This window comes from Streptomyces sp. NPDC021096 (genome assembly GCF_040641275.1).
Taxonomy (GTDB): domain Bacteria; phylum Actinomycetota; class Actinomycetes; order Streptomycetales; family Streptomycetaceae; genus Streptomyces.
This window is the reverse complement of the sequence record NZ_JBFADG010000009.1, coordinates 170911-194874: the sequence shown is the minus strand read 5'-3', so window position 1 is coordinate 194874 and position 23964 is coordinate 170911. Positions and strand designations below refer to the sequence as shown.

At 71.3% G+C, this 23964-nt stretch carries 23 protein-coding genes; 4 read left to right on the top strand and 19 right to left on the bottom strand.

Annotation, left to right across the window (positions count from 1 at the left end; all coding sequences use genetic code 11):
- The first annotated feature begins 182 nt into the window (after window positions 1-182).
- The gene (locus AB0G59_RS15855; RefSeq protein ID WP_360911848.1) at window positions 183-899 is read left to right on the top strand and encodes a DUF2470 domain-containing protein; all 717 of its coding nucleotides are present in this window, start codon (window positions 183-185) and stop codon (window positions 897-899) included.
- Between the two features lie 54 nt (window positions 900-953).
- Here the strand turns inward: AB0G59_RS15855 and AB0G59_RS15850 are convergent, their stop codons facing one another.
- The 4 genes from AB0G59_RS15850 to AB0G59_RS15835 all read right to left on the bottom strand — a co-directional run bounded on the left by AB0G59_RS15850 (window position 954) and on the right by AB0G59_RS15835 (window position 5089).
- Window positions 954-2315 (bottom strand): replication-associated recombination protein A, encoded by a 1362-nt coding sequence (locus AB0G59_RS15850; protein ID WP_360911846.1) that lies wholly within the window; start codon window positions 2313-2315, stop codon window positions 954-956.
- Window positions 2316-2397: 82 nt separating this feature from the next.
- The gene (locus AB0G59_RS15845) at window positions 2398-3048 is read right to left on the bottom strand and encodes a vitamin K epoxide reductase family protein (RefSeq protein WP_071966209.1); all 651 of its coding nucleotides are present in this window, start codon (window positions 3046-3048) and stop codon (window positions 2398-2400) included.
- Window positions 3049-3107: 59 nt separating this feature from the next.
- Complete coding sequence (gene hisS, locus AB0G59_RS15840) at window positions 3108-4370, bottom strand: histidine--tRNA ligase (RefSeq protein WP_360911844.1); 1263 nt, start codon at window positions 4368-4370, stop codon at window positions 3108-3110.
- A gap of 8 nt (window positions 4371-4378) precedes the next feature.
- Window positions 4379-5089, bottom strand: coding sequence for an MBL fold metallo-hydrolase (locus AB0G59_RS15835; RefSeq protein WP_071966205.1), 711 nt, complete (start codon window positions 5087-5089; stop codon window positions 4379-4381).
- A gap of 186 nt (window positions 5090-5275) precedes the next feature.
- Here AB0G59_RS15835 and AB0G59_RS15830 point away from each other — a divergent pair, with 186 nt between their 5' ends.
- Both AB0G59_RS15830 and AB0G59_RS15825 read left to right on the top strand, forming a co-directional pair.
- A complete protein-coding gene (locus AB0G59_RS15830; protein ID WP_360911899.1) occupies window positions 5276-6088 on the top strand; it encodes a peptidylprolyl isomerase in 813 nt (270 codons plus the stop codon).
- Window positions 6089-6295: 207 nt separating this feature from the next.
- Entirely contained in the window at window positions 6296-7525 is a 1230-nt protein-coding gene (locus tag AB0G59_RS15825) for a DUF349 domain-containing protein (RefSeq protein ID WP_360911842.1), read from the top strand.
- Between the two features lie 76 nt (window positions 7526-7601).
- Here the strand turns inward: AB0G59_RS15825 and AB0G59_RS15820 are convergent, their stop codons facing one another.
- The 12 genes from AB0G59_RS15820 to AB0G59_RS15765 all read right to left on the bottom strand — a co-directional run bounded on the left by AB0G59_RS15820 (window position 7602) and on the right by AB0G59_RS15765 (window position 20248).
- On the bottom strand, window positions 7602-10151 hold the full coding sequence (locus AB0G59_RS15820; protein ID WP_360911839.1) for a bifunctional (p)ppGpp synthetase/guanosine-3',5'-bis(diphosphate) 3'-pyrophosphohydrolase: 2550 nt from the start codon (window positions 10149-10151) through the stop codon (window positions 7602-7604).
- Between the two features lie 169 nt (window positions 10152-10320).
- Entirely contained in the window at window positions 10321-10887 is a 567-nt protein-coding gene (locus AB0G59_RS15815) for an adenine phosphoribosyltransferase (protein WP_360911837.1), read from the bottom strand.
- Complete coding sequence (gene secF, locus AB0G59_RS15810) at window positions 10884-12008, bottom strand: protein translocase subunit SecF (protein WP_360911835.1); 1125 nt, start codon at window positions 12006-12008, stop codon at window positions 10884-10886. The genes AB0G59_RS15815 and secF overlap by 4 nt, the downstream gene beginning before the upstream one ends.
- Before the next feature lies 1 nt (window position 12009).
- Window positions 12010-13788 (bottom strand): protein translocase subunit SecD, encoded by a 1779-nt coding sequence (gene secD, locus AB0G59_RS15805; RefSeq protein WP_360911833.1) that lies wholly within the window; start codon window positions 13786-13788, stop codon window positions 12010-12012.
- Between the two features lie 150 nt (window positions 13789-13938).
- A complete protein-coding gene (yajC, locus tag AB0G59_RS15800) occupies window positions 13939-14421 on the bottom strand; it encodes a preprotein translocase subunit YajC (protein ID WP_360911831.1) in 483 nt (160 codons plus the stop codon).
- A gap of 164 nt (window positions 14422-14585) precedes the next feature.
- Complete coding sequence (gene ruvB / locus AB0G59_RS15795) at window positions 14586-15647, bottom strand: Holliday junction branch migration DNA helicase RuvB (RefSeq protein WP_071966218.1); 1062 nt, start codon at window positions 15645-15647, stop codon at window positions 14586-14588.
- Window positions 15648-15861: 214 nt separating this feature from the next.
- The gene (gene ruvA, locus AB0G59_RS15790) at window positions 15862-16482 is read right to left on the bottom strand and encodes a Holliday junction branch migration protein RuvA (RefSeq protein ID WP_360911829.1); all 621 of its coding nucleotides are present in this window, start codon (window positions 16480-16482) and stop codon (window positions 15862-15864) included.
- Entirely contained in the window at window positions 16479-17030 is a 552-nt protein-coding gene (ruvC, locus tag AB0G59_RS15785) for a crossover junction endodeoxyribonuclease RuvC (protein WP_360911896.1), read from the bottom strand. The genes ruvA and ruvC overlap by 4 nt, the downstream gene beginning before the upstream one ends.
- Before the next feature lie 124 nt (window positions 17031-17154).
- Window positions 17155-17907 (bottom strand): YebC/PmpR family DNA-binding transcriptional regulator, encoded by a 753-nt coding sequence (locus AB0G59_RS15780; protein WP_071966221.1) that lies wholly within the window; start codon window positions 17905-17907, stop codon window positions 17155-17157.
- Window positions 17908-17969: 62 nt separating this feature from the next.
- A complete protein-coding gene (gene pdxT / locus AB0G59_RS15775) occupies window positions 17970-18575 on the bottom strand; it encodes a pyridoxal 5'-phosphate synthase glutaminase subunit PdxT (RefSeq protein ID WP_360911827.1) in 606 nt (201 codons plus the stop codon).
- Between the two features lie 81 nt (window positions 18576-18656).
- Window positions 18657-19565, bottom strand: a complete 909-nt coding sequence (gene pdxS, locus AB0G59_RS15770; protein ID WP_177338532.1) for a pyridoxal 5'-phosphate synthase lyase subunit PdxS — start codon at window positions 19563-19565, stop codon at window positions 18657-18659.
- Between the two features lie 140 nt (window positions 19566-19705).
- A complete protein-coding gene (locus AB0G59_RS15765; protein WP_360911825.1) occupies window positions 19706-20248 on the bottom strand; it encodes a hypothetical protein in 543 nt (180 codons plus the stop codon).
- Between the two features lie 185 nt (window positions 20249-20433).
- Between AB0G59_RS15765 and AB0G59_RS15760 the strand changes: the two genes are divergently transcribed.
- A complete protein-coding gene (locus AB0G59_RS15760; protein WP_360911823.1) occupies window positions 20434-21135 on the top strand; it encodes a VC0807 family protein in 702 nt (233 codons plus the stop codon).
- A 41-nt stretch (window positions 21136-21176) separates the two neighbouring features.
- Here AB0G59_RS15760 and AB0G59_RS15755 read toward each other — a convergent pair whose 3' ends face one another.
- The 3 genes from AB0G59_RS15755 to pgsA are packed head-to-tail and all read right to left on the bottom strand — an operon-like array spanning window position 21177 to window position 23928.
- The gene (locus tag AB0G59_RS15755) at window positions 21177-22337 is read right to left on the bottom strand and encodes a glycosyltransferase family 4 protein (protein ID WP_360911821.1); all 1161 of its coding nucleotides are present in this window, start codon (window positions 22335-22337) and stop codon (window positions 21177-21179) included.
- Window positions 22334-23269, bottom strand: coding sequence for a phosphatidylinositol mannoside acyltransferase (locus AB0G59_RS15750; protein WP_360911819.1), 936 nt, complete (start codon window positions 23267-23269; stop codon window positions 22334-22336). The genes AB0G59_RS15755 and AB0G59_RS15750 overlap by 4 nt, the downstream gene beginning before the upstream one ends.
- Entirely contained in the window at window positions 23266-23928 is a 663-nt protein-coding gene (gene pgsA / locus AB0G59_RS15745) for a phosphatidylinositol phosphate synthase (protein ID WP_360911817.1), read from the bottom strand. The genes AB0G59_RS15750 and pgsA overlap by 4 nt, the downstream gene beginning before the upstream one ends.
- Between the last annotated feature and the right edge of the window lie 36 nt (window positions 23929-23964).

Sequence of the window (23964 nt, the reverse complement as noted above, 5' to 3'; positions counted from 1 at the left end):
GTAAGTTAGGTTAGGCTTACCTTACTCAAGGAGATCGCATGTCTCGCCCGGGGAACACCAGTCACATCACGGACAGCACGAAGGGATCCCCAAAGGGATCCGACGCTCTCGAGGGCGTCGACGTGACGGAGGTCCGATCAGATCGTGGTCAGCCGCGTCCCAGCGGACTTGAAATCGCACGGATGCCGTCAGCAGCCGAGCGCACACGAACTCTCGTACAGAGTACATGCTCCGCGGTACTGCTGATTCCCGGGCTGAGCGGGACCTATCCCGACCAGCTGATGCCGGACGCCCGGACCGTGGGCCCCGACGGCGAGGTGTTCCTGGTGCTGCCCGCCGATTCCCCGGCCGTACGGGCCGCCACGCACGCCCAGGACGACGAGCTGTCGGCCGTGCTGGAGCTCACCGACGTGGCACCGGTCTCCGTACCCAACCGTATCCGGGGCCGCGCCTGGCTGTCGGGCTGGCTCACCTGCGTACCCGGGGTGGCCGAGCCGGGCCGGATGCTGCTGCGCCTGGAGCTGGGCGAGCTGAGCGTGGACGACCTGTGGGGCGCCGAGACCGTCGAGCCGGAACAGTTCACCAGCGCCCTCGCCGACCCCCTGGTGACGCACGAGGCGGAGCTGCTGCAGCACCTGGCCTCCGGCCACGGCGACCAGGTGCGCGGCCTGTGCACCCTGCTCGGCGACCGCGAGAGCGCCGCGTGGGACGCCTACTCCTCGGCGGTGCCGGTGGCCCTGGACCGCTTCGGACTGCGGGTGCGCTTCACCCGCCGCCACGGCGGCGGCACGCCGGCGGACCGCTCCTTCGACGCGCGCTTCGAATTCCCCGAGCCGGTGCGGGACGTCATGGAGCTGCGCGCCGAGATGCACCGCCTCTTCGAGGCAGCGGGCCACTGACCGGGGCCTGCGCCCCGCACCCCGGTCCCCGGGCGCCGGACGGGCTGTGGATCCTCAGCCCTCCGGCTGCTCCCCCTTCAGACGCGACCGCACCCGCTCCGCCACGTCCGCGTACCGCGCCTCCGCCCCGTAGCGCGTCGGCTCGTAGTACCGCTTGCCATGGACGGAGTCCGGTGCGTACTGCTGCGCCGCGATGCCGCCCGGCACATCGTGCGGATAGACGTACCCCTGACCGTGCCCCAGCTTCTGGGCGCCCTTGTAGTGGCTGTCCCGCAGATGCGCCGGCACCGGGCCGGCCAGGCCCGCGCGGACGTCCGCCAGGGCGGCGTCGATCGCCAGATACGCGGCATTGGACTTCGGCGCCAGCGCCAGCGCCACCGCGACCTGGCTCAGCGTGATCCGCGCCTCGGGGAAGCCGATCATCGCCACGGCCTGCGCCCCGGCCACCGCCGTCTGCAGGGCCGTGGGGTCGGCCAGGCCGATGTCCTCGCTCGCCGAGATCATCAGTCGGCGGGCGATGAAGCGCGGGTCCTCCCCCGCCTCGATCATCCGGGCCAGGTAGTGCAGCGTCGCGTCGACGTCGGAGCCGCGGATGGACTTGATGAGGGCGCTGGCGACGTCGTAGTGCTGGTCGCCGTCGCGGTCGTACTTCACCGCCGCCCGGTCGACGGCGCCCTCCAGCGTCTCCAGGGTGATCTCGTCCTCGCCCTTGGCGATGGCCGAGCCCGCCCCCGCCTCCAGCGCCGTCAGCGCGCGCCGGGCGTCGCCGCCCGCGATGCGCAGCAGATGCGCCTCCGCGTCCTCGGGCAGGGTCACCGCGCCGCCGAGCCCCCGCTCGTCGGTCAGCGCCCGGCGGATCAGGGCGCGCAGGTCGTCGTCGGTCAGCGCCTGCAGGGTCAGCAGCAGGGAACGGGACAGCAGCGGGGAGATGATCGAGAAGTAGGGGTTCTCCGTCGTGGCCGCGATGAGGGTGACCCAGCGGTTCTCGACGGCGGGCAGCAGGGAGTCCTGCTGGGCCTTGCTGAAGCGGTGGATCTCGTCCAGGAAGAGGACGGTCTCCTTGCCGTACCCGCCGGAGGCACGGCGGGCGCCGTCGATGACGGCCCGTACCTCCTTGACGCCCGCGGTGATCGCCGACAGCTCGACGAAGCGCTTGTGGGTGGCCTGGCTGACCACATAGGCGAGCGTCGTCTTGCCGATGCCGGGCGGGCCCCAGAGGATCACCGAGGACGGTCCGGCGGGACCGCCGCTCCCCTCCCCCACCAGCCGGCGCAGGGGCGAGCCCGGCTTGAGCAGATGGCCCTGCCCGACGACCTCGTCGAGAGTGCGGGGGCGCATGCGGACGGCCAGCGGACTGCCTGCCGGGTCTTTCTCCTGGCGGTCCTCTGCGGCTGCGGTGAACAGGTCGGGCTCCACGCTCGAAACCCTATTCCACCCCACTGACAACGCCGCCGGACCGGAGGTCCGACGGCGTCGAAGGTGAGCGGAAGCGGAACGATCAGGCCGTGCCGCCGGTCCAGAACCACCACCACTTGGTGAGGATGAGCATCCCGATGATGCCGATCCACAGCACCGGAACCACCCAGTGGAACTCCAGAACCGCCTTCTTCAGGCCCTCCGGGGCCGGGATGAAGCCGTGGCGGAGGTTCTGCACGGTGACGTAGCAGAACATCACGATGGTGGCGACCCAGGCCAGGCAGCACCACAGGCACAGCGACCCGATCACGTACAGCGACTCGTACTGCAGCCACGTGACGAAGCCGACGCCGAACAGGCAGCCGGCCTCCATGCCGAGCCAGTACCAGCGCGGGAGGCGGGACCCCGTGAGCAGGGCGAGACCGATCGCGATGATCATGCCGTAGGCGACCAGGCCCAGCATCGGGTTGGGGAACCCGAAGGCCTTGGCCTGGTCGCTCGACATGATGTTGCCGCAGGAGACGATGGGGTTCAGGCTGCAGCCCGGCACGAAGTTCGGGTCCTCGAGCAGCTTGAACTTGTCGAGGGTGATGACCCAGGACGCCAGCAGCCCCATCGCTCCGGTGATCACCAGCAGCAGGGCGAACCCACGGCCGGCGCCCACCGCGCCGGTGGCCGGGCCGTCCCGCCCCGCGCCGTCGGTGGCGGAGCGGTCGAGTGCCGAAGTCGTCATAGCGCCGTCGATCCCATCAGTAGGTCGTTGTCGCCCATTCTGCACCAAGGGCCCGGCAATCAGCCTTGGGCCGAAAGGACTTCACTCACCACGGTGTCGAACGCCACGGCCTTCTGCTCACCGCTCTCCAGGTCCTTGAGCTGCACCACGCCCTCGGCCAGGTCCCGCTCGCCGGCGACGAGCGCGAAGCGCGCACCGGAACGGTTGGCCGACTTCATGGCGTTCTTCAGGCCCTTGCCGCCGAACGCGAAGTCCGTCGCGACGCCGGCCCGGCGCAACTCGGTCACCAGACCGAAGAGCACCCGGCGGGCCTCCTCGCCCAGCGGCACGGCGAAGACCTGGGTGGCGGCGGGCAGTTCGAGCTCGATGCCCTCGGCCTTCAGCGCCAGCACCGTGCGGTCGACGCCCAGCGCCCAGCCGACGGACGGCAGCGCGGGGCCGCCGATCATCTCGGACAGGCCGTCGTAGCGGCCGCCGCCGCCCACCGCGGACTGCGAGCCGAGGCCGTCATGGACGAACTCGAAGGTGGTGCGGGTGTAGTAGTCCAGGCCGCGCACCAGCTTCTCGTCGTCCACGAAGGCGACGCCGGCCGCGGTCAGCAGCTCGCGCACCTGCTCGTGGTACTCCTTGCACGCCTCGCACAGGTGGTCGCGGAGCATGGGCGCGCCGACGAGCTGCTTCTGCACGTCCTCGCGCTTGTCGTCCAGGACGCGCAGCGGGTTGATCTCGATGCGACGGCGGGTGTCCTCGTCGAGGTCCAGGCCGCGCAGGAAGCCCTGGAGGGCGTCCCGGTAGGCGGGGCGGCACTCCTTGTCGCCGAGCGAGTTCAGCAGCAGGCGGAAGTTCTTCAGGCCCAGCGACTTGTACGCGTCGACGGCCAGGATGATCAGCTCGGCGTCCAGCGCCGGATCCTCGGCGCCGATGGCCTCGGCGCCGACCTGCGAGAAGTGGCGGTAGCGGCCGGCCTGCGGGCGCTCGTAGCGGTAGTACGAGCCGGAGTACCAGAGCTTGACGGGGAGGTTGCCGGCCTTGTGGAGGTTGGCCTCCAGCGCGGCGCGCAGCACGGAGGCGGTGCCCTCGGGGCGCAGCGCGAGCTGCTCCTTGCCGCGCTGCGTGAGGGTGTACATCTCCTTGGTCACGATGTCGGTGGACTCACCGACGCCGCGGGAGAACAGCTCGACCTGCTCGAAGCCGGGCGTCTCGATGTAGCCGTAGCCGGCGCGCTTGAGGGGCGCGGAGATGGCCTCGCGCACGGCGAGGTAGACCGCCGAGTCGGGCGGGGTCAGGTCGTAGGTGCCCTTGGGGGCCTTGAAGGTGCTCACGAAACTCGTCACATTCCTCGTCGCGGAGCCGGGGTGTCGGCTCCAAGGCCGGCGGCCACTTCCCGCAGGTACGGGTTGGTGGCGCGCTCGTGGCCGATGGTCGTCTGGGGGCCGTGGCCGGACAGCACCACGGTCGAGTCGTCCAGGGGCAGGCACACTCGGGCCAGCGACTGGAGCATCTCGGCGTGGTCACCGCCGGGCAGGTCGGTGCGTCCGATGGAGCCGGCGAACAACAGGTCGCCCGAGAAGAACACCGACGGGACGTCGGAGCTCTCGGGCATCCGGAAGGTCACCGACCCCTTGGTATGGCCGGGCGCGTGCGCGACGGTGAACTGCATCCCCGCGAGGTCGAGGCGGCTGCCGTCGGACAGCTCCTTGACGTCGTCCGGCTCCCCCACCGTCAGCTGCCCCATGAGCTGCTGACCGATGGAGCGGCCGAGCGCCTTCTCCGGGTCGCTCATCATGTAGCGGTCGGCGGGGTGGATCCAGGCCGGGACGTCATGGGCGCCGCACACCGGGACGACCGAGGCGACGTGGTCGATGTGGCCGTGGGTGAGGACGACGGCGACGGGCTTGAGCCGATGCTTCTTCAGTGCTTCCTCGACGCCCTGGGCCGCCTCGTGGCCCGGGTCGATGATCACGCACTCCTCGCCTGCGGCAGGGGCGACCAGGTAGCAGTTGGTCCCCCAGGCCCCGGCGGGGAACCCGGCAATCAGCACGTTCGTCCTTAAAGATCGGTCGGCAATCGGTCGGCGGGAGTCCTGCGGAGAGCCCCCGGCGGAGGACACCCGACCGCCTCAGAGCCTACCGGCGGCACTCCTGCCGCCGCGAACCCGTATACGGTACGGGCACAATCGCGATATACCGCTCATGACATGCGACGAACGGCAGGAGAAGAGGACCCGGTGGTCAGTAACGAGCAGCGGCGGCGGCAGCTCGCCCGGGAGAAGTTCGAGCGGCAGCAGCAGCGCCGGGAGGTGGCGCGGCGCAAGGCCCGCCGCCGGAACGCGGTGATCGCCGCCGGTCTCGCCGTGGTCCTGGCCGCGGGCGCGACCGCGTACGCCACGGGCGTGCTCTCCGGCGACGACAAGGACAAGGTCGACACCGCGGCCGACAGCGCCCCGAGCCCCAAGAAGCCGGACCCCTGCGCCAAGCCGGCGCCGGGCTCCCCCTCGGCGAAGACGTGGAAGTCGGAGCCGGAGATGAGCGTCGACAAGTCGGCGTCGTACTCGATGGACCTCAAGACCACGTGCGGCTCGATCGACGTCAAGCTGGACGCGGCGAACGCTCCGCACACGGTCAACTCCTTCGAGTTCCTGGCGAAGGAAGGGTTCTTCGACCACAGCAAGTGCCACCGGCTGACCACCGCGGGGATCTACGTCCTGCAGTGCGGCGACCCCAAGGGCACCGGCCAGGGCGGCCCCGGTTACACGCTGCCGGACGAGAACCTCAAGGACTCCCGGCTCAAGGGGAACGTCTACCCGGCGGGCACGATCGCGATGGCCAACACCGGTCAGCCGCACACCGGGGGCAGCCAGTTCTTCCTCGTGTACCAGGACAGCCAGCTGCCGCCGCAGTACAGCCCCTTCGGCACCATCGGCGCCGAGGGCCTGAAGGTGCTGAAGAAGATCGCCGACACCGGCGAGCAGTCGGGCGCCGGCGACGGAGCCCCGAACGCGACCGTCGTGATCGACAAGGCGGCGGTGACCAAAAACTGACGCCCGGACGGCGAAATTTCGGTCGCGCGGGATACGGACAGCCGGGCCGCCGTTCGCCTATGTTGGCGTTGGTAGGGTGCCTGCTCCGACGGCTGTAAGCACCCGGATGATCAAGCCGTCGGACCGGCCAGGGCGCGGCCCTGCCCGGAACAACTGTGGACGATGCGCGGGCCGCACACCGGCCCGGCATCATGTGGAGGAGGCGCTGTGTGCAGCGACCCGTGGGGCCGCGTCGATGAGACGGGGACCGTGTACGTGCGTACCGCCGACGGAGAGCAGGTCGTCGGCTCGTGGCAGGCGGGGACTCCCGAGGAGGCCCTGGCCTACTTCGAGCGCAAGTACGAGGGCCTGGTCGTGGAGATCGGCCTCCTCGAGCGGCGGGTCAGGACCACCGATCTGTCGGCCAAGGACGCGATGACCGCGATCGATCACCTGCGCACCCAGGTCGACGAGCACCACGCCGTGGGCGACCTGGCCGCGCTGCGGGAGCGGCTGGACAAGCTGGTCTCCACCGTCGAGTCGCGCCGCGAGGAGCGCAAGGCGGCCAAGGCCAAGCAGTCCGAGGAGGCCCGTACGGCCAAGGAGGCGCTGGTCGCCGAGGCCGAGGAGCTGGCGGCGAGCGAGCAGTGGCGGTCGGCCGGCGAGCGGCTGCGTTCCCTGGTCGACACCTGGAAGGGTCTGCCCCGGCTGGACCGCAAGACGGACGACGAGCTGTGGCACCGCTTCTCGCACGCCCGCTCGGCGTTCTCCAAGCGCCGCAAGGCGCACTTCGCCTCGCTGGACGCGCAGCGCGAGGATGCCCGTAAGGCCAAGGAGAAGCTGGTCGCCGAGGCCGAGGCGCTCTCCGGGTCCACGGACTGGGGCCCGACGGCCGCGCGCTACCGCGACCTGATGACCGAGTGGAAGGCCGCCGGGCGCGCGCAGCGCGAGGCGGAGGACGAGCTGTGGGCCCGCTTCCGGGGCGCCCAGGACGTGTTCTTCCAGGCGCGCAGCGAGGTGTTCGCCGAGCGCGACGCCGAGCAGCAGGGCAACCTCACGCTCAAGGAAGAGCTGGTCATCGAGGCCGAGAAGCTGCTTCCGATCACGGACCTGAAGGGTGCTCGGGCGGCGTTCCGGTCGGTGAACGAGCGCTGGGAGGCCATCGGCCACGTGCCGCGCGACGCCCGGCCGAAGATCGAGGGCCGGATGCACGCGGTCGAGCGCGCCATCCAGGAGGCCGAGGAGGCCGAGTGGCGGCGTACGAACCCCGAGGCGCGCGCCCGTGCGGCCGGTCTGACGGGTCAGCTGCAGTCGGCCGTGGACAAGCTGCAGGAGCAGGTCGACAAGGCCCGTGCGGCGGGCAATGACGCCAAGGCCGACAAGCTCGCCAAGGAGCTCGAGGGCCGCAAGGCGCTGCTGGACCAGGCCCTGAAGGGTCTTGAGGAGTTCGGCGGCTGACGCACGACGCAGATACGACGTAAGGGGCTCCGGCTACTGCCGGAGCCCCTTACTCGTGTCTGCTACTCGTGTCTGCTTACGGCCTGCGGGCCGAGGTCACGCGGTAGACGTCGTAGACGCCCTCGACGCCGCGCACCGCCTTCAGGACGTGCCCGAGGTGCTTGGGGTCGCCCATCTCGAAGGTGAAGCGCGAGGTGGCCACCCGGTCGCGGGAGGTCTGCACGGCGGCCGAGAGGATGTTGACGTGCTGGTCCGACAGGACCCTGGTGACGTCCGACAGCAGCCGGGACCGGTCGAGGGCCTCCACCTGGATGGCGACCAGGAAGACGGACGACTGGGTGGGCGCCCACTCGACCTCGAGGATCCGCTCGGGCTGCTGCGAGAGCGAGTCGACGTTGACGCAGTCGGCGCGGTGCACCGAGATGCCGTTGCCGCGGGTGACGAAGCCGATGATCGGGTCGCCCGGCACCGGGGTGCAGCAGCGGGCCAGTTTGACCCAGACGTCGTCGACGCCCTTGACGACCACGCCCGGGTCGGCGCTGGAGCGGCGCTTGGAGCGGCCGCGGATCGGGGTGGCCTCCTCGATGTCCTCGGTGGCCGCGTCCTCGCCGCCCAGGGCCTGGACGAGCTTCTGCACCACGCCCTGGGCCGCGACATGGCCCTCGCCGATGGCGGCGTAGAGGGAGGAGATGTCGGGGTAGCGCATCTCGTGCGCGAGGGTGACCAGCGAGTCGCCGGTGAGGATGCGCTGGATCGGCAGGTTCTGCTTGCGCATGGCGCGCGCGATGGCGTCCTTGCCCTGCTCGATGGCCTCGTCGCGGCGCTCCTTGGAGAACCAGGCGCGGATCTTGTTGCGGGCGCGGGGGGACTTGACGAAGCCCAGCCAGTCGCGGGAGGGGCCGGCGCCGGAGGCCTTGGAGGTGAAGACCTCGACCAGGTCGCCGTTGTCGAGGGTCGACTCCAGCGGCACGAGCCGTCCGTTGACCCGCGCGCCTATCGTGCGGTGGCCGACCTCGGTGTGCACCGCGTAGGCGAAGTCGACGGGGGTGGCGCCCGCGGGGAGCGCTATGACGTCGCCCTTGGGCGTGAAGACGAAGACCTCGTTGCGCGAGAGGTCGAAGCGCAGGGACTCCAGGAACTCGCCCGGGTCCTCGGTCTCCTTCTGCCAGTCCAGCAGCTGCCGGAGCCAGGCCATGTCGTTGACGGTGTCCTGGTTCTTGCCGGCGTTCTTGGGCACGTCGGTGCGGATCTTGGAGGCTCCGGCGACGGCCTCCTGCTTGTACTTCCAGTGCGCGGCGATGCCGTACTCGGCGCGGCGGTGCATGTCGAAGGTGCGGATCTGCAGCTCGACCGGCTTGCCGCTGGGCCCTATGACCGTCGTGTGCAGCGACTGGTACATGTTGAACTTGGGCATCGCGATGTAGTCCTTGAACCGCCCCGGGACCGGGTTCCACCGGGCGTGGACGGTGCCGAGCGCCGCGTAGCAGTCGCGGACGGTGTCGACGAGGACGCGGATGCCCACCAGGTCGTAGATCTCGGCGAAGTCGCGGCCCCGCACGATCATCTTCTGGTAGACGCTGTAGTAGTGCTTCGGGCGGCCGGTGACGGTGGCCTTGATACGGGCGGCGCGCAGGTCGGCCTGGACCTCGTCGGTGACGATGGCCAGGTACTCGTCGCGCTTGGGGGCCCGCTCGGCGACAAGGCGGACGATCTCGTCGTACATCTTGGGGTAGAGGATCGCGAAGGCGAGGTCCTCCAGCTCCCACTTGATGGTGTTCATGCCCAGCCGGTGCGCCAGCGGGGCGTAGATCTCGAGGGTCTCGCGGGCCTTCTTCTCCTGCTTCTCCCGCTTGAGGTACCGCATGGTGCGCATGTTGTGCAGGCGGTCGGCGAGCTTGATGACCAGGACGCGCGGGTCCTTGGCCATGGCCACGACCATCTTGCGCACCGTCTCGGCCTGCGCGGCCTCGCCGAACTGCACCCGGTCGAGCTTGGTGACGCCGTCGACGAGCAGGGCGACCTGGTCGCCGAAGTCACGGCGCAGGTCGTCCAGGCCGTACTCGGTGTCCTCGACGGTGTCGTGCAGCAGGCCCGCCATCAGGGTGGCCGGATCCATGCCCAGCTCGGCGAGGATCGTGGTGACGGCGAGCGGGTGGGTGATGTACGGGTCGCCGCTCTTGCGCTTCTGGCCGCGGTGCCAGCGCTCGGCGACCTGGTAGGCGCGCTCGATCTGGCGCAGCGTCGTGGTGTCGGCCTTGGGATCGTTTCCGCGCACGATGCGCAGCAGCGGCTCGAGCACGGGGTTGTACGGGCTGGAGCGCTGTACGCCCAGGCGGGCGAGGCGGGCCCGGACGCGGCTGGAGGAGCCGGGGCGGGAGGTGGTGCCCGGCGGGGGCGTGGGGCGGGCGGGGGCCGTGGAGGCGGGGGGCTGCGGACGGGCCGGCTGGGGCTGCGCCGCGGCCTTGTGGGGCGGCGGTCCGTCCCCGCTCCTGTGCTCGCTCCGGCCGCCGGTGGCGGGCTCGGGGGCGTTGCCCGGGCGGCCCGTGGGCGTGCCCGTGGCCGCCGCGGCCTCGGGAGACGGCTTGTCCTGTTGAGCGGCGGTGAGCGGCTGGACCTCGTCTGGCAAGAGCACTCCTCATGCGTTCCGGCCCCCCGTTCAGGTCCGGACTGCCCATGGTATCGATCCCGGCCGCCGGACCGCCGCGCGCCCGGCGCACCACGGGCGCCACACCTCCCACAACGCGCGACGGGCACCGGGAGCTTCCCCGGTGCCCGTCTGCGGTCGCGTCCGTGTCTCAGACGATGATCAGCGCCTCCAGAGGTGCGCCGTCCAGGGCGCCCTCCAGACGCTCACGGCCGGGCAGGAAGCCCAGCTCCATCAGGACGGCGACGCCCGCCACCTCGGCGCCGGCGCGCCGGATGAGCTGCAGCGATGCCTCGGCCGTGCCACCGGTGGCCAGGACGTCGTCGATGACGAGCACGCGGTCGGCGCTGTCCAGCGCGTCGGCGTGCATCTCGATCTCGGCGGTGCCGTACTCGAGCTCGTAGGACTGCGCCAGGGTGGCGCCGGGCAGCTTGCCCGCCTTGCGTACGGGCACGAAGCCGATCCCGGCGCGGACGGCGACCGGGGCGGCCAGGATGAAGCCCCGCGCCTCCAGGCCGACGACCTTGGTGGCGCCGTAGCGCTCGCACAGGCCCGCGAGGGCGTCGGTGAGCGCGCCGAAGGCCTCGGCGTCGGCGAGCAGCGGGGTGATGTCCTTGAACATCACGCCCGGCTTGGGGTAGTCCGGCACGTCGTGGATGCGGCTGAGCAGCAGCTCCCGCAGCTTCTGGTCGGCGCTCTCGGCGCGTGCGGCGGTCATCGGCGCTTGCCCGAGGGGCGGCCGCGGCCACCGCGGTTGCGGCCGTCGCTCTGGCCGCGCTGGCCGACCACGCCCGCCGCCGCGTCCTGGACGTCGCCGTCCTCGTCCATGGCGTTCTCGACGGTGGCGGCGTCGCCCGCCTCGCCCTTGGCGGCGTCGGCCGCGCGCCGTGCGCGCACCCGCTTGGCCAGGGCCTTCATCTGCGGGTCGCGCTCCTTGAGGTCGGCGACCAGCGGGGTGGCGATGAAGATCGAGGAGTAGGCGCCGGCCGCGAGACCGACGAAGAGGGCGAGGGAGATGTCGTTGAGCATGCCCGCGCCGAGGAAGCCGCCGCCGATGAACAGCAGGCCGGCGACCGGCAGCAGTGCGACGACCGTGGTGTTGATCGAGCGCACCAGGGTGCTGTTGAGGCTGCGGTTGGCGATCTCGCTGTAGGTGAAGCGGGTCTGCTTGGTGATGTCCTTCGCGCCCTCCTTCAGACCGTCGAAGACGACGACGGTGTCGTAGAGGGAGTAACCGAGGATGGTCAGCAGACCGATCACCGTGCCCGGCGTGACCTCGAAGCCGACCAGCGCGTACACGCCGACGGTGATGGTGAGGTCGTGGATCAGTGCGATCAGGGCGGCGAGGGCCATGCGCCACTCGAAGGCGATCGCCAGATAGATCACCACGAGGATCATGAAGATCCCCAGACCCGTCCAGGCCTTGTCGGCGATCTGGTCGCCCCAGCTGGGACCGACGATGTCGGTGTTGACCTTGTCCAGGGAGACGTCGAGCTTCTTGGCCAGCGCCTCCTGGGTCTTGCGCGACTGCTCGGGGGTCAGCTCGCTGACCTGGACGCGCAGCGTGCGGTCGCCGAGCTTCTGGACGACGGCGGTGTGGCCGGAGGCGTCCTCCGCCGTCTGCCGGGCCTGGGTGGCGGAGACGGAGGTCTTGGGCGTGGTGAAGACCGCGCCGCCGGAGAACTCGATGCCCATGTTCAGGCCACGCACCGCCAGGCCGACGATGGCGGTGACGGTGATGAGGATCGAGATGCCGTACCAGATCTTCCGCTTGCCGACGAAGTCGTAGCCGACCTCACCGCGGTAGAGCCGGGCGCCGAGGGTGCCGAGTCGCGACATCTCACGCCTCCTTCGGGTCGACGGGGGCGGAGGGGCGGCGGCGGGAGGCCCGCAGCGGCGGCTTGACGCCGAGCCGCGTGGGGTCCAGACCGGACCAGGGGTGGCCGTCGGCGAAGAACTTGCGACGGGCGAGAAGCGTCATGAGCGGCTTGGTGAAGAAGAAGACCACGACGACGTCGAGCAGCGTGGTCAGACCGAGGGTGAAGGCGAAGCCCTGCACCTTGCCGACGGTGACGGCGAAGAGCACCGCGGCGGCGAGGAAGGAGACGAAGTCGGAGACGAGGATGGTGCGACGGGCACGCGGCCAGCCGCGCTCGACCGACGGGCGCAGGCTGCGGCCCTCACGGATCTCGTCCCGGATGCGCTCGAAGTACACGATGAACGAGTCGGCGGTGATGCCGATCGCCACGATGGCACCGCAGACGGCCGGCAGGTTCAGCGCGAAGCTGATGGCCGGGCCGAGCAGGACCATGATCGTGTAGGTGAGGATCGCGGAGACCGCGAGGCTGGCGAGGGCGACGAGCGCGAGACCGCGGTAGTACGCCACCAGGTAGATGATGACGAGGCCGAGGCCGATGGCACCGGCGATCAGACCGGCCCGCAGCTGCTCACCGCCGAGCGCGGCGGTCACCGTGGTCTCGGTGACCACGTCGAAGGAGAGCGGCAGGGCACCGAAGGACAGCACGTTGGCCAGGTCCGTGGCGCTCTGCTGGGTGAAGCCGCCGGAGATCTCCGCCTGGCCGCCGCCGATCGAGGTGGAGACGGAGGGGTCGGAGACGACCTCGCCGTCCAGGACGATCGCGAACTGGTTCTGCGGGGCCGGCTTGGTGGCCAGCTGGCCGGTGACGTCGGCGAACTTCTTCGCGCCCGAGGAGTTGAACTTCAGCTGGACGATCCAGCCCTTGCCGCCCTGGGTGTCGAAGACGGCGTCGGCGTCCTTGACACCGGTGCCCTCCACGGCCACCGGGCCGAGGATCTCCTTGACCTGGCCGTCCTTGCGGCACGCGACGACGGGGTCGCTGGGCTTGGCGGCGGCAGCGGCCTCGTTCGCGTTGGCGCGGCTCTCCTTGGTGGAGCAGTCCAGGGCGTCGAGCTTCTTCTGCAGAGCCGCCATGTCCCCGGTGGCCGGGGTCGGCGTGGGCGTGGGCGCCTTCTTGTCGTCCTTCTTGGCGGACGGCGCGGCGCTCGGCGTCGCGTCGGCCTTGTCCGCCTTCAGGGCGTCGGTCACGGGCCGGCCCTGGGTGCTGGCACTGGCCGACGGCGAGGGCGAGCCGGACGACTTGTTCTTGTCGTCCTGCTTGCTCTTGTCGTCCTGCTTGCTCTTGTCCTTGTCCGCGGAGGCGTTGGGCGCGGGCTCCGGGGTCTTCACACCGGGGGCCCCCGTCAGGACGGGCCGGAAGGCGAGCTGAGCGGTCGTACCGACCTGCTGGCGGGCCTGCTTCGCGTTCGTCCCCTTGGGGATGTTCACGATGATGTGCTTCTCGCCCTGCGTCTGCACCTCGGCCTCGGACACGCCGAGACCGTTGACACGACGGTCGATGATGCCGACGGCCGTGTTCATGTTGGTGGGGTTGATCGCGTTGGGCCTGCCGGGCTGGTTCTTGGCCTCCAGCGTGAAGCTGGTGCCACCCGCGAGGTCGATGCCCAGCCTGGGCGTGGTGTGCCCGGAGGCGAACATCCCCCCGGTGAGCGCCGCCATGGCGATCAGGATCAGGGCCAGGACTCGGCCCGGCCTGCCCTGGCCGCCCGGGGACCTGCGGCCCTTCTTCGGTGCTGCCACCTTGTCGTTTCTCCCTGTCCAACCGTCCGGCGTCGGGTGTTCGCCGGACGGCCACGAAGTGTTGTGGGGACCTGCCCCCCCGCCGGAGCCTAGACCGTAACGGAACCGCGGTGCACCGCTCGGTGGGTGCTCCGCGGTTCCGTAAAGGGGCTACTTCGCGTCGGTGTCGCCGTCCCGCTTGACGTCCTTTGCCTGCGCGTCGGTCACATCGCCGGACTTGTCGGACTTCACGTCCTCGTCATCGGCGGCCGCGGCGGTGTCCTTGCCGAGGTCGATCTTCTTCTCGGCCGGAGCGTCGGCGTCGGTCAGCGACGAGGCGTCGTCGGGAACGACCGGGGTCTCCTCCGGCTCCAGACCGTGGACGATGCGGTTGTACTCGGCGTCCTCCAGGACGGCGCCGATGGCGTTCTTCGCGTAGATCGCGTGCACGCCCGGGGCGACCTCCAGGAGGACCGTGTCCTCGTTGATCTCCTTGACGGTGGCGTACATGCCGCCGATCGTCCGGACACCGGTACCCGGCTGCATCTGGTCGCGCATCTGGATGGCCTGGCGCTGCTTGTTCTTGGCCGACCGGGTCATCAGGAACATGGCCCCGATAAGCACGATGAACGGCAGGAGAGTCACGATATTCACGGGACGGGGTTTCCTTCACACGACCGCTGGGGCGCGGCCTGGTCTACGGGGGTGGTATGCCGCACAAATACGGACGGCATCGGCGGAGTCTAAGCGAGTCCGCACCTATGGAACAACGCCCAGCATGGCACCGTGGTTCCTGAGGCGACCAGCCCACACACCGGTCACTGCCCGAAGAGGCCCTGCTGCTGGGGCGGGGTGAGCCCGAGGTGCGCCCACGCCGCCGGGGTGGCGATCCGGCCCCTGGGCGTACGGGCCAGCAGGCCCTCCCGCACCAGGAACGGCTCGGCGACCTCCTCGACCGTCTCGCGCTCCTCGCCCACGGCGACGGCCAGCGTGGACAGCCCGACGGGGCCGCCGCCGAACAGCGTGAGCAGGGCCGTCAGCACCGCGCGGTCCAGCCGGTCCAGGCCCCGGGCGTCGACCTCGTACACCTCCAGGGCCTGCTCGGCGATCTCCCGGGTGATCACTCCGTCGGCCTTGACCTGGGCGTAGTCGCGCACCCGGCGCAGCAGGCGGTTGGCGATGCGGGGGGTGCCGCGCGAGCGGCCGGCGATCTCGCCCGCGCCTTCCTCCTCTATCTCCACGTCCAGCAGCCGGGCCGAGCGGTGGACGACGCGCTGGAGCTCGGCGGGGGCGTAGAACTCCATGTGCCCGGTGAAGCCGAAGCGGTCGCGCAGCGGGGGCGGCAGCAGGCCGGCCCGGGTGGTGGCGCCGACGAGGGTGAAGGGCGGCAGCTCCAGCGGGATGGCGGTGGCGCCGGGGCCCTTGCCGACGATGACGTCGACGCGGAAGTCCTCCATGGCCATGTAGAGCATCTCCTCGGCGGGCCGGGACATGCGGTGGATCTCGTCGAGGAAGAGCACCTCGCCCTCGGTGAGGGAGGAGAGGATGGCGGCGAGGTCGCCGGCGTGCTGGATGGCGGGGCCGGAGGTGATGCGGATGGGGGCGCCCATCTCGGCCGCGATGATCATCGAGAGGGTGGTCTTGCCGAGGCCGGGGGCGCCGGACAGCAGGACGTGGTCGGCGGTGGCGCCGCGGGCGCGGGCGGCCTTCAGGACGAGGTCGAGCTGCTGGCGGACGCGCTCCTGGCCGACGAACTCGCCGAGGTCCTTGGGGCGCAGCGCGGCCTCGACGGCCCGGTCCTCGCCGTCGGCGTCGGTGGCGACGAGGCGGTCGCCTGCGGAGGGTGTGCTCGCGGGTACGGACTCGTCGTCCCAGTTCACGGGTTGCCTCACGGTTCGGTGGGTGGTGCGGTGCTGTTGCCCGGGGCTCGCCCCGGACCCCGGTCCTCAATCGCCGGACGGGCTCGATTGTTGCCCGGAACCGGGCTTGATCTGCGCCGGGCCGGCGGAAAATCCAGCCCGTCCGGCGATTGAGGACACCGCGCGCAGCGCGGTCCGGGGTCCGGGGCGGAGCCCCGGGTTACGGGAGGGGCGGTCAGCGGGTTCGGTTCAGGGTCTGGAGGGCCGCACGCAGCAACTGCCCCACCTGCGGGCTGCCGCCCTCGGCGGCCACGGCCTCCGCCTGGGGCGTCACCGCCGCCACCGCCTCGTCCGCCTCGCGGCCCGCGTAGCCCAGGCCCACGAGCGCGGCGTGCAGTTGGTCGCGCCAGCCGGCGGCGGCCGGGGTCGCCGCGGCGGCGGGGGCCGAGCCGACGGGCTCGCCCAGCCGGTCCCTCAGCTCCAGCAGCAGCTTCTGGGCGCCCTTCTTGCCGATGCCGGGCACGGCGGTGAGGGCCTTCTCGTCGCCGGAGGCGAAGGCGCGGCGCAGGGCGTCGGGCGTGTGGACGGCGAGCATGGCCTGGGCCAGGCGGGGGCCGACGCCGCTGGCGGTCTGCAGCAGTTCGAAGGTCTGGCGCTCGTCGTCGTCGGCGAAGCCGTAGAGGGTGAGCGAGTCCTCGCGGACCACAAGGGACGTGGCGAGTCTGGCCTGTTGGCCGACGCGGAGCCCGGAGAGGGTGTTCGGCGTGCACTGCACGGCCATGCCGATGCCACCGACCTCGACGACGGCGGTGTCCGGGGCGAGGGCCGCGACCGGGCCGGAGACGAAGGCGATCATCGGGTGCCCTTCGGGAGTCGTACGGAAGCGGGGGAACGGCGCTGGGCGTCGGCGAGCCGCTGCAGGCGGTTGGCCGCGGGGGCGCGCCAGATGTGGCAGATGGCCAGGGCGAGGGCGTCGGCGGCGTCGGCGGGCTTCGGCGGGGCGTCGAGCCGCAGCAGCCGGGTGACCATCGATCCGACCTGGGCCTTGTCGGCCCGGCCGGAGCCGGTGACGGCGGCCTTGACCTCGCTGGGGGTGTGCAGGGCCACGGGAAGTCCGCGGCGGGCGGCGCAGAGCATCGCGACGGCGCTGGCCTGGGCGGTGCCCATGACCGTGCTGACGTTGTGCTGGCTGAACACCCGCTCCACGGCGACGTATTCGGGCCGGTGGGCGTCGAGCCACTCCTCGATGCCGCGCTCTATGAGGACGAGGCGCTCGGCGACCTCCGCCTCCGCCGGGGTGCGGACGACGCCGACGCCGACCATGCGCAGCGGACGGCCCGCGACGCCTTCCACCACGCCGACGCCGCACCGCGTCAGTCCCGGGTCCACGCCCAGTACCCGCATCGCGCCCCTCCCTTCGATCATCTGCCCGGAAGGCTATCGGCTGCCACTGACAACGGCCGCTCACGCCGACGGGCCGGCGGGGTGTGTTCCCCGCCGGCCCGTCGGCCGACCACAGTCGGAAGTCTTACGCGTCGACCTTGGCCATGACGTCGTCGGAGACGTCGAAGTTGGCGAAGACGTTCTGCACGTCGTCGCTGTCCTCGAGGGCGTCGATCAGCTTGAAGATCTTGCGCGCGGCCTCCTCGTCGAGCTCCACCTGCATGGTGGGGACGAAGTTGGCCTCGGCCGAGTCGTAGTCGATGCCTTCCTTCTGGAGCGCGGTGCGGACCGCGACCAGGTCGGTGGCCTCGGAGATGACCTCGAAGGACTCGCCGAGGTCGTTGACCTCCTCGGCACCGGCGTCCAGGACGGCGCCGAGCACGTCGTCCTCGGTGAGCTCGCCCTTGGGGACGATGATGACGCCCTTGCGGTTGAACAGGTAGGACACCGAGCCCGGGTCGGCCATGGAGCCGCCGTTGCGGGTCATGGCGACGCGCACGTCGGAGGCGGCGCGGTTGCGGTTGTCGGTGAGGCACTCGATGAGCACGGCCACGCCGTTCGGGCCGTAGCCCTCGTACATGATCGTCTCGTAGTCGGCGCCGCCGGCCTCGAGACCGCCGCCGCGCTTGACCGCGGAGTCGATGTTCTTGTTCGGGACCGACTGCTTCTTGGCCTTCTGGATGGCGTCGTAGAGGGTCGGGTTGCCCTCGATGTCGACGCCGCCCATGCGGGCCGCGACCTCGATGTTCTTGATGAGCTTCGCGAAGAGCTTGCCGCGCTTGGCGTCGATCACGGCCTTCTTGTGCTTCGTCGTAGCCCATTTAGAGTGGCCGGACATCCGCCTGTCTCCTTCGCGTAACCCAATTCGTAACGAACGACAGAGATCCTACCGGGATCCCGCTACTGCGCTGCGCGCACCATCTCCACGAACAGGGCGTGCACCCGGTGGTCGCCGGTGAGCTCCGGGTGGAAGGACGTGGCCAGCACGTTGCCCTGCCGCACGGCGACCGTGTGGCCGTCGTAGGTGGCGATCACGTCGGCGGCCGCGCCGACGGACTCGACCCAGGGGGCGCGGATGAAGACGCCCTCGACGGGTCCGCCCTCGATGCCGGCCATCTCGACGGCCGCCTCGAAGGACTCGTTCTGCCGCCCGAAGGCGTTGCGCCGCACGATCATGTCGATGCCGCCGAGCGTCTCCTGGTCCTCGCGGCCGTCCAGGAGCTTGTCGGCCAGCATGATCATGCCGGCGCAGGTGCCGTAGACGGGCATGCCGGCGCGTACGCGCTCGCGCAGCGGCTCCAGCATCCCGAAAATGACCGCGAGCTTGGACATGGTGGTCGACTCGCCGCCGGGTATGACCAGGCCGTCGACCTCGGCGAGCTCCTCGGGGCGGCGCACCGGGCGGGCCAGCGCGTCGGCCGCGGCGAGGGCCACGAGGTGCTCGCGGACGTCGCCCTGGAGGGCGAGGACGCCGATGGTGGGCGTGGGACGGGAAGCGGGGGCCACGGGGTGCTGCCTTTCGGATCTGTGACGACGGGTGGGCGGTCCGCGGGGAATCGCGGACCGCCCACCCGGGAGGAGCGTGTGTTACCAGCCGCGGTTGGCGTAGCGCTCGGCCTCGGGGAGGGTGTCGCAGTTGATGCCGACCATGGCCTCGCCGAGGTTGCGGGAGGCGTCCGCGATGATCTTCGGGTCGTCGTAGAAGGTGGTGGCCTTCACGATGGCCGCGGCGCGCTTGGCCGGGTCGCCGGACTTGAAGATGCCGGAGCCGACGAAGACGCCCTCGGCACCGAGCTGGCGCATCAGCGCGGCGTCCGCGGGGGTGGCGACGCCACCGGCGGAGAAGAGGACGACGGGCAGCTTGCCGAGCTCGGCGACCTCCTTGACGAGCTCGTAGGGGGCGCGCAGCTCCTTGGCGGCGGCGAAGAGCTCGTTGTTGTCGAAGCCGCGCAGCTTGGCGATCTCGTTCTTGATCTGGCGCAGGTGGCGGACGGCCTCGACGACGTTGCCGGTGCCGGCCTCGCCCTTGGAGCGGATCATGGCCGCGCCCTCGGCGATGCGGCGCAGGGCCTCGCCCAGGTTGGTGGCACCGCAGACGAAGGGGGTGGTGAACGCCCACTTGTCGGAGTGGTTGATCTCGTCGGCCGGGGTGAGGACCTCGGACTCGTCGATGTAGTCGACGCCGAGGGACTGCAGGACCTGGGCCTCGACGAAGTGGCCGATGCGGGACTTGGCCATGACCGGGATGGAGACGGCGCCGATGATCTCTTCGATCATGTTCGGGTCGGACATCCGGGCCACGCCGCCGTCCTTGCGGATGTCGGCCGGGACCCGCTCCAGAGCCATGACCGCCACGGCGCCCGCGTCCTCGGCGATCTTCGCCTGCTCGGCGTTGACGACGTCCATGATCACGCCGCCCTTGAGCTGCTCGGCCATGCCGCGCTTGACGCGCGCCGTGCCGGTCTCGGGGTTCTGCGTGGTGGGGCTGGACACGATGTGACCTCACTATCAAGGGCGGTGATGCTGCATCGTCATCAAACCCAGAGCCGGTGGACCCGAAAAAGGGCCAATTCGAGGTCAGTGGCTTGTCGGGGCACCGGGAAGGGCCGCATCGCCGCCCGGTAGCGGCCCCGGGGTCAGTGGCCGCTGCGGTCGCCGAGCACCGCCGGCGGCTCGTCGTCCATCTCGAAGGCCATGGGGAAGGGCGCGTGACCGGCCAGCCGGAACCAGCGCACCTTACGGTGGCGGCGCAGCGCCCGGGCCGCCCGGACCGCGTCGTTGTGGAACCGCCGCGCCATCGGCACCCTGCGCACGGCCTGGGTCAGCTCCCCCAGTGACTCCTCGCCACCGGGCGCCTGCCGTACGGCCTCGACCTGCGGCGCCTCGCCGAAGACCGCCCGCAGGGCCTGGCTCAGCTCGCTCTCGGCGACCTCCCGGTGCTCCTCCTCCGCCTGGCGTGCGGCGTGCGCGGCCTGGTAGAGCACGATCGAGGCGGCCGGATCGAGGATCCCGGCGGTGGCGAGCTCCTGGGCCACCGAGGCCCGCCGCAGCAGCTGGGCGTCCAGGGCGGCACGGGCGGCGTCGATGCGGCTGTGCAGCCGGTCCAGACGGCCCGCGGTCCAGCTCAGGTAGACGCCGATGACGACCAGGGCGGCCGCGATCCAGATCAAAGTGGTCACGCCGGGTCACGTTACCGCTCGGCGGGGGCCCGCTCGGCGCCGCGGGCTCCACCCGGGGGTGGAGAGGAGGTGGAGCATGGCCGCCGGGAATTTCTACCCTGGCTCCGATCCGTCTCCACCCGCCCGGTTCCTAATGTCGATGCAGGATGTCGGACCGCCCGAACGGGCACTGCTGGAGGCACCTCATGGACACCTCGGCCCCGCACACGGATACGCCCCCGCCGGACACGCCCGCGGCGGCGCACGGATCGCGCCCCGCGCGGGCGCTCCTGATCCCCCTGACCGTCACCATCGTCCTGCCGATGGTGCTCTACTACGCGCTGCGGGCGCAGGGCGTCGCCCAGTGGCAGGCGCTGTTGCTCAGCGGCGCCATACCGGCGGCGCATGCGCTGGCCGCCGCGGTCGTGCGGCGACGGGCCGAGTTCTTCGACCTGTTCGTGGTGGCGCTGCTCGCCGTCTCGGCGGTGACGTCGCTGATCAGCGGGAACCCCCGGGTGCTGCTGCTGAAGGACGCCGGGCTCCCGGCGCTGCTGGGGGTGTGGATATTGGCCACGCTGTTCTTCTCGCGGCCGTTCACATTCCACTTCGGCGGCCGGCTGCGCGGGCCGGCCGCGGCGGAGGAGGCCGAGCGCGCCTGGCGCGACCGGCCGGAGTTCCGCGAAGCACTGCGCGGGCTGACGGTGCTGTGGGGCTGCTTCCAGCTGCTCGACGCCTTCCTGAGCACGGTCGCGGCGCTGGTGCTGCCCATCGACGTGGTGCCCGTGACGGGCAGGTTCCTGTCGTACGGCCTGCTGGCCGCGGTCGCAGTGATCACGGTGCGGCGCAGCCGCCGGTTCCGGGCCCGGCACGGCATAGCCCTGTTCGGGGCCCGGACCGCCGCCGGCTGACCCCGGCACGGAGTGCGGCCGGGGTCGGTCGTGGGCGGGGCTCAGTCCCGGGCGAGGCCGAAGCGGGCGCGCAGGCTGGTGCGTTCGTCGGCGGCGACCGAGGCCGCGCCGGCCGTGACCGTCTCGTAGACGGCCAGGATGTCGGCGCCGACCACGGACCAGTCGAAGCGGCGTACGTGCCTGCTGCCGCGCTCGCTCAGCTCCGACCGGCGCCCGGGGTCGCCCAGCAGCCGGACGGCCGCGGCGGCGAGGGCGTCGGCGTCCTCGTTGGCGAACAGCTCGCCGGCCGCGCCCTGGTCCAGGACCTGCGCGAAGGCGTCCAGGTCGCTGGCGAGGACGGGGGCGCCCGCCGACAGGGCCTCGACGAGGATGATGCCGAAGGACTCGCCGCCGGTATTGGGCGCGACGTAGACGTCGACGCTACGCAGCAGGCGGGCCTTGTCCTCGTCGCTGATCATGCCGAGGAACTCGACGTTGGCGCGCATCTCGGGGGGCAGCGCGGCGACGGCCTCCTCCTCGTCGCCCCGGCCGGCGACCAGGAGCCTGGTCTCCGGGCGCTCGGCGAGGATCTTCGGCAGGGCGCGCATGAGGACGGGCAGGCCCTTGCGGGGCTCGTCGATCCGGCCCATGAAGCCGATGGTCCCGCCCTGCCACTCGGGCCTGGGCTCGGCATCGGCGAAGAAGCCGACGTCGACGCCGTTGGGGATGACGACCGCGTCGCCCCCCAGATGCTCGACCAGGGTGCGGCGGGCGTACTCGCTCACCGCGATGCGGGCGCTGATCTTCTCCAGCGCGGGCTGGAGGATCGGATAGGCCGCGATCATCGCGCGGGAGCGCGGGTTGGAGGTGTGGAAGGTGGCCACGATGGGGCCCTGGGCGGCCCAGCAGGACAGCAGGCCCAGCGAGGGGGAGGTGGGCTCGTGGATGTGGATGACGTCGAAGTCGCCCTCGTGCAGCCAGCGGCGCACCCGGGCGGCGGAGAGGAAACCGAAGTTCAGGCGGGCCACCGAGCCGTTGTACGGCACGGGAACCGCCCGGCCGGCGGAGACGACGAAGGGCGGCAGAGGCGTCTCGTCGTCGGCCGGCGCCAGCACCGACACCTCGTGCCCCAGCCGGATCAGATGCTCGGCCAGGTCACGGATGTGGAACTGGACGCCTCCGGGGACGTCCCACGAATACGGGCAGACGATCCCGATCCTCAAGGCTTCTCCGTTCCGGAGCTCTCGTCGGGGCGGGGCCGGGGCGGGCGCCGGTCGAGGTCGGCGAGCCACAGCCGCTGCAGCATGTGCCAGTCCTGCGGGTGTGCGGCGATGCCCGAGGCGAAGGCGTCGGCCAGTTGCTGGGTCATCGCCGCGGCCTTCTGCGCCCGGGTTCCGCTCTCCGGCGCCTCGATGGGGGCGTGGATGCGCCCGCGCAGCACCGGGGAGCGGTCGTACCAGAGGGTGACGGGCAGCAGCAGGGCGCCGGTCTGCACGGCCAGCATGGCGGGGCCGGCGGGCATCTTGGCCGCCTCGCCGAAGAAGGAGACCTCTATGCCGGAGGAGGACAGGTCGCGGTCGGCCACCAGGCAGACCACGCCGCCGGAGCGCAGCCGCCGGGCGAGGGTGCCGAAGGCGCTGCCGCCGGCGTGCGGCAGGACCTCCATGCCCAGGCCCTCGCGGTAGGCGACGAAGCGGTCGTAGAGCGTCTCGGGCTTGAGCCGCTCGGCGACGGTGGTGAAGGGCGTCTCGAGCTCGGTGGTGAGCCAGGCGCCGGCCAGGTCGTAGTTGCCCATGTGGGGCAGGGCCAGGACGACGCCGCGGCCGCTCGCCAGCGCCTCCTTCAGGCGGTGCAGCTCCTCGGCCTGGAAGCCGCCGCGGATGCGCTCCTCGCTCCAGGTCGGCAGCCGGAAGGACTCCATCCAGTAGCGCATGTAGGAGCGCATGCCCGCCCGGGACAGCTCGGCGAGGCGGGCCGGGCCGGCGTCGGGGACGACCCGGGCCAGGTTGGCCTCCAGGCGCAGCACGCCCTGGCCGCGCCGCTTCCAGGCCGCGTCGGCGATGCGCCGTCCCAACCCGGTGGCCACGGGCTCGGGAAGCTTCTTGACCGTGCTCCAGCCCAGCCCGTACAGCGCGTCGGTCAGCCGGTCCTTCACCCGGCCTCGCCCCCGGCGGCCGCCGCGGCGGCGTCCGCCTCGGCGGACTCGCGGCGCACGGTGACCATCCGCTGGACCAGCGTGACCAGGCTGCCCACGGCCACGATCCACAGGGCGATCGGCAGGAGGATCTGGATGTGCGGCACGCCGAAGGCGTGCAGACCGGAGAAGCCGCAGGCCACCAGCGAGATCACCAGGCGCTCGGCACGCTCGACCAGGCCGTTGACGTTCACCGGCAGGCCGATGCTCTCGCCGCGGGCCTTGGTGTACGAGACGACCTGGCCGCTGGCGAGGCAGAAGATCGCCACCGCGCACAGGGCCAGGCTGTCGCCGCCCCCGGCGTACCACAGGGCCAGGCCGCCGAAGATCGCCGAGTCGGCGACCCGGTCCAGCGTCGAGTCGAGGAAGGCTCCCCAGCGGCTCGAGCGGCCGAGCTGGCGCGCCATGTTGCCGTCGACCAGGTCCGAGAAGACGAACAGGGTGATGACGATCGTGCCCCAGAAGAACTCGCCCTGGGGGTAGAAGACCAGCGCACCCGCCACCACGCCACCGGTACCGATGAGAGTCACCGCGTCGGGGCTGACGCCCAGGCGAATGAGCAAAGCGGCGAACGGCGTGAGAACACGCGTGAAGAAAGCACGCGCGTACTTGTTCAGCATGGCCTTCCCGGAGGGTCGTATCGGGCCGGGTGGTCG

Coding starts and splice junctions, on each gene's coding strand:
- AB0G59_RS15855 (WP_360911848.1), top strand. CDS start 183: ATGCCGTCAGCAGCCGAGCGCACACGAACTCTCGTACAGAGTACATGC.
- AB0G59_RS15845 (WP_071966209.1), bottom strand. CDS start 3,048: ATGACGACTTCGGCACTCGACCGCTCCGCCACCGACGGCGCGGGGCGG.
- AB0G59_RS15815 (WP_360911837.1), bottom strand. CDS start 10,887: ATGACCGCCGCACGCGCCGAGAGCGCCGACCAGAAGCTGCGGGAGCTG.
- secF (WP_360911835.1), bottom strand. CDS start 12,008: ATGTCGCGACTCGGCACCCTCGGCGCCCGGCTCTACCGCGGTGAGGTC.
- ruvA (WP_360911829.1), bottom strand. CDS start 16,482: ATGATCGCCTTCGTCTCCGGCCCGGTCGCGGCCCTCGCCCCGGACACC.
- ruvC (WP_360911896.1), bottom strand. CDS start 17,030: ATGCGGGTACTGGGCGTGGACCCGGGACTGACGCGGTGCGGCGTCGGC.
- AB0G59_RS15780 (WP_071966221.1), bottom strand. CDS start 17,907: ATGTCCGGCCACTCTAAATGGGCTACGACGAAGCACAAGAAGGCCGTG.
- AB0G59_RS15760 (WP_360911823.1), top strand. CDS start 20,434: ATGGACACCTCGGCCCCGCACACGGATACGCCCCCGCCGGACACGCCC.
- pgsA (WP_360911817.1), bottom strand. CDS start 23,928: ATGCTGAACAAGTACGCGCGTGCTTTCTTCACGCGTGTTCTCACGCCG.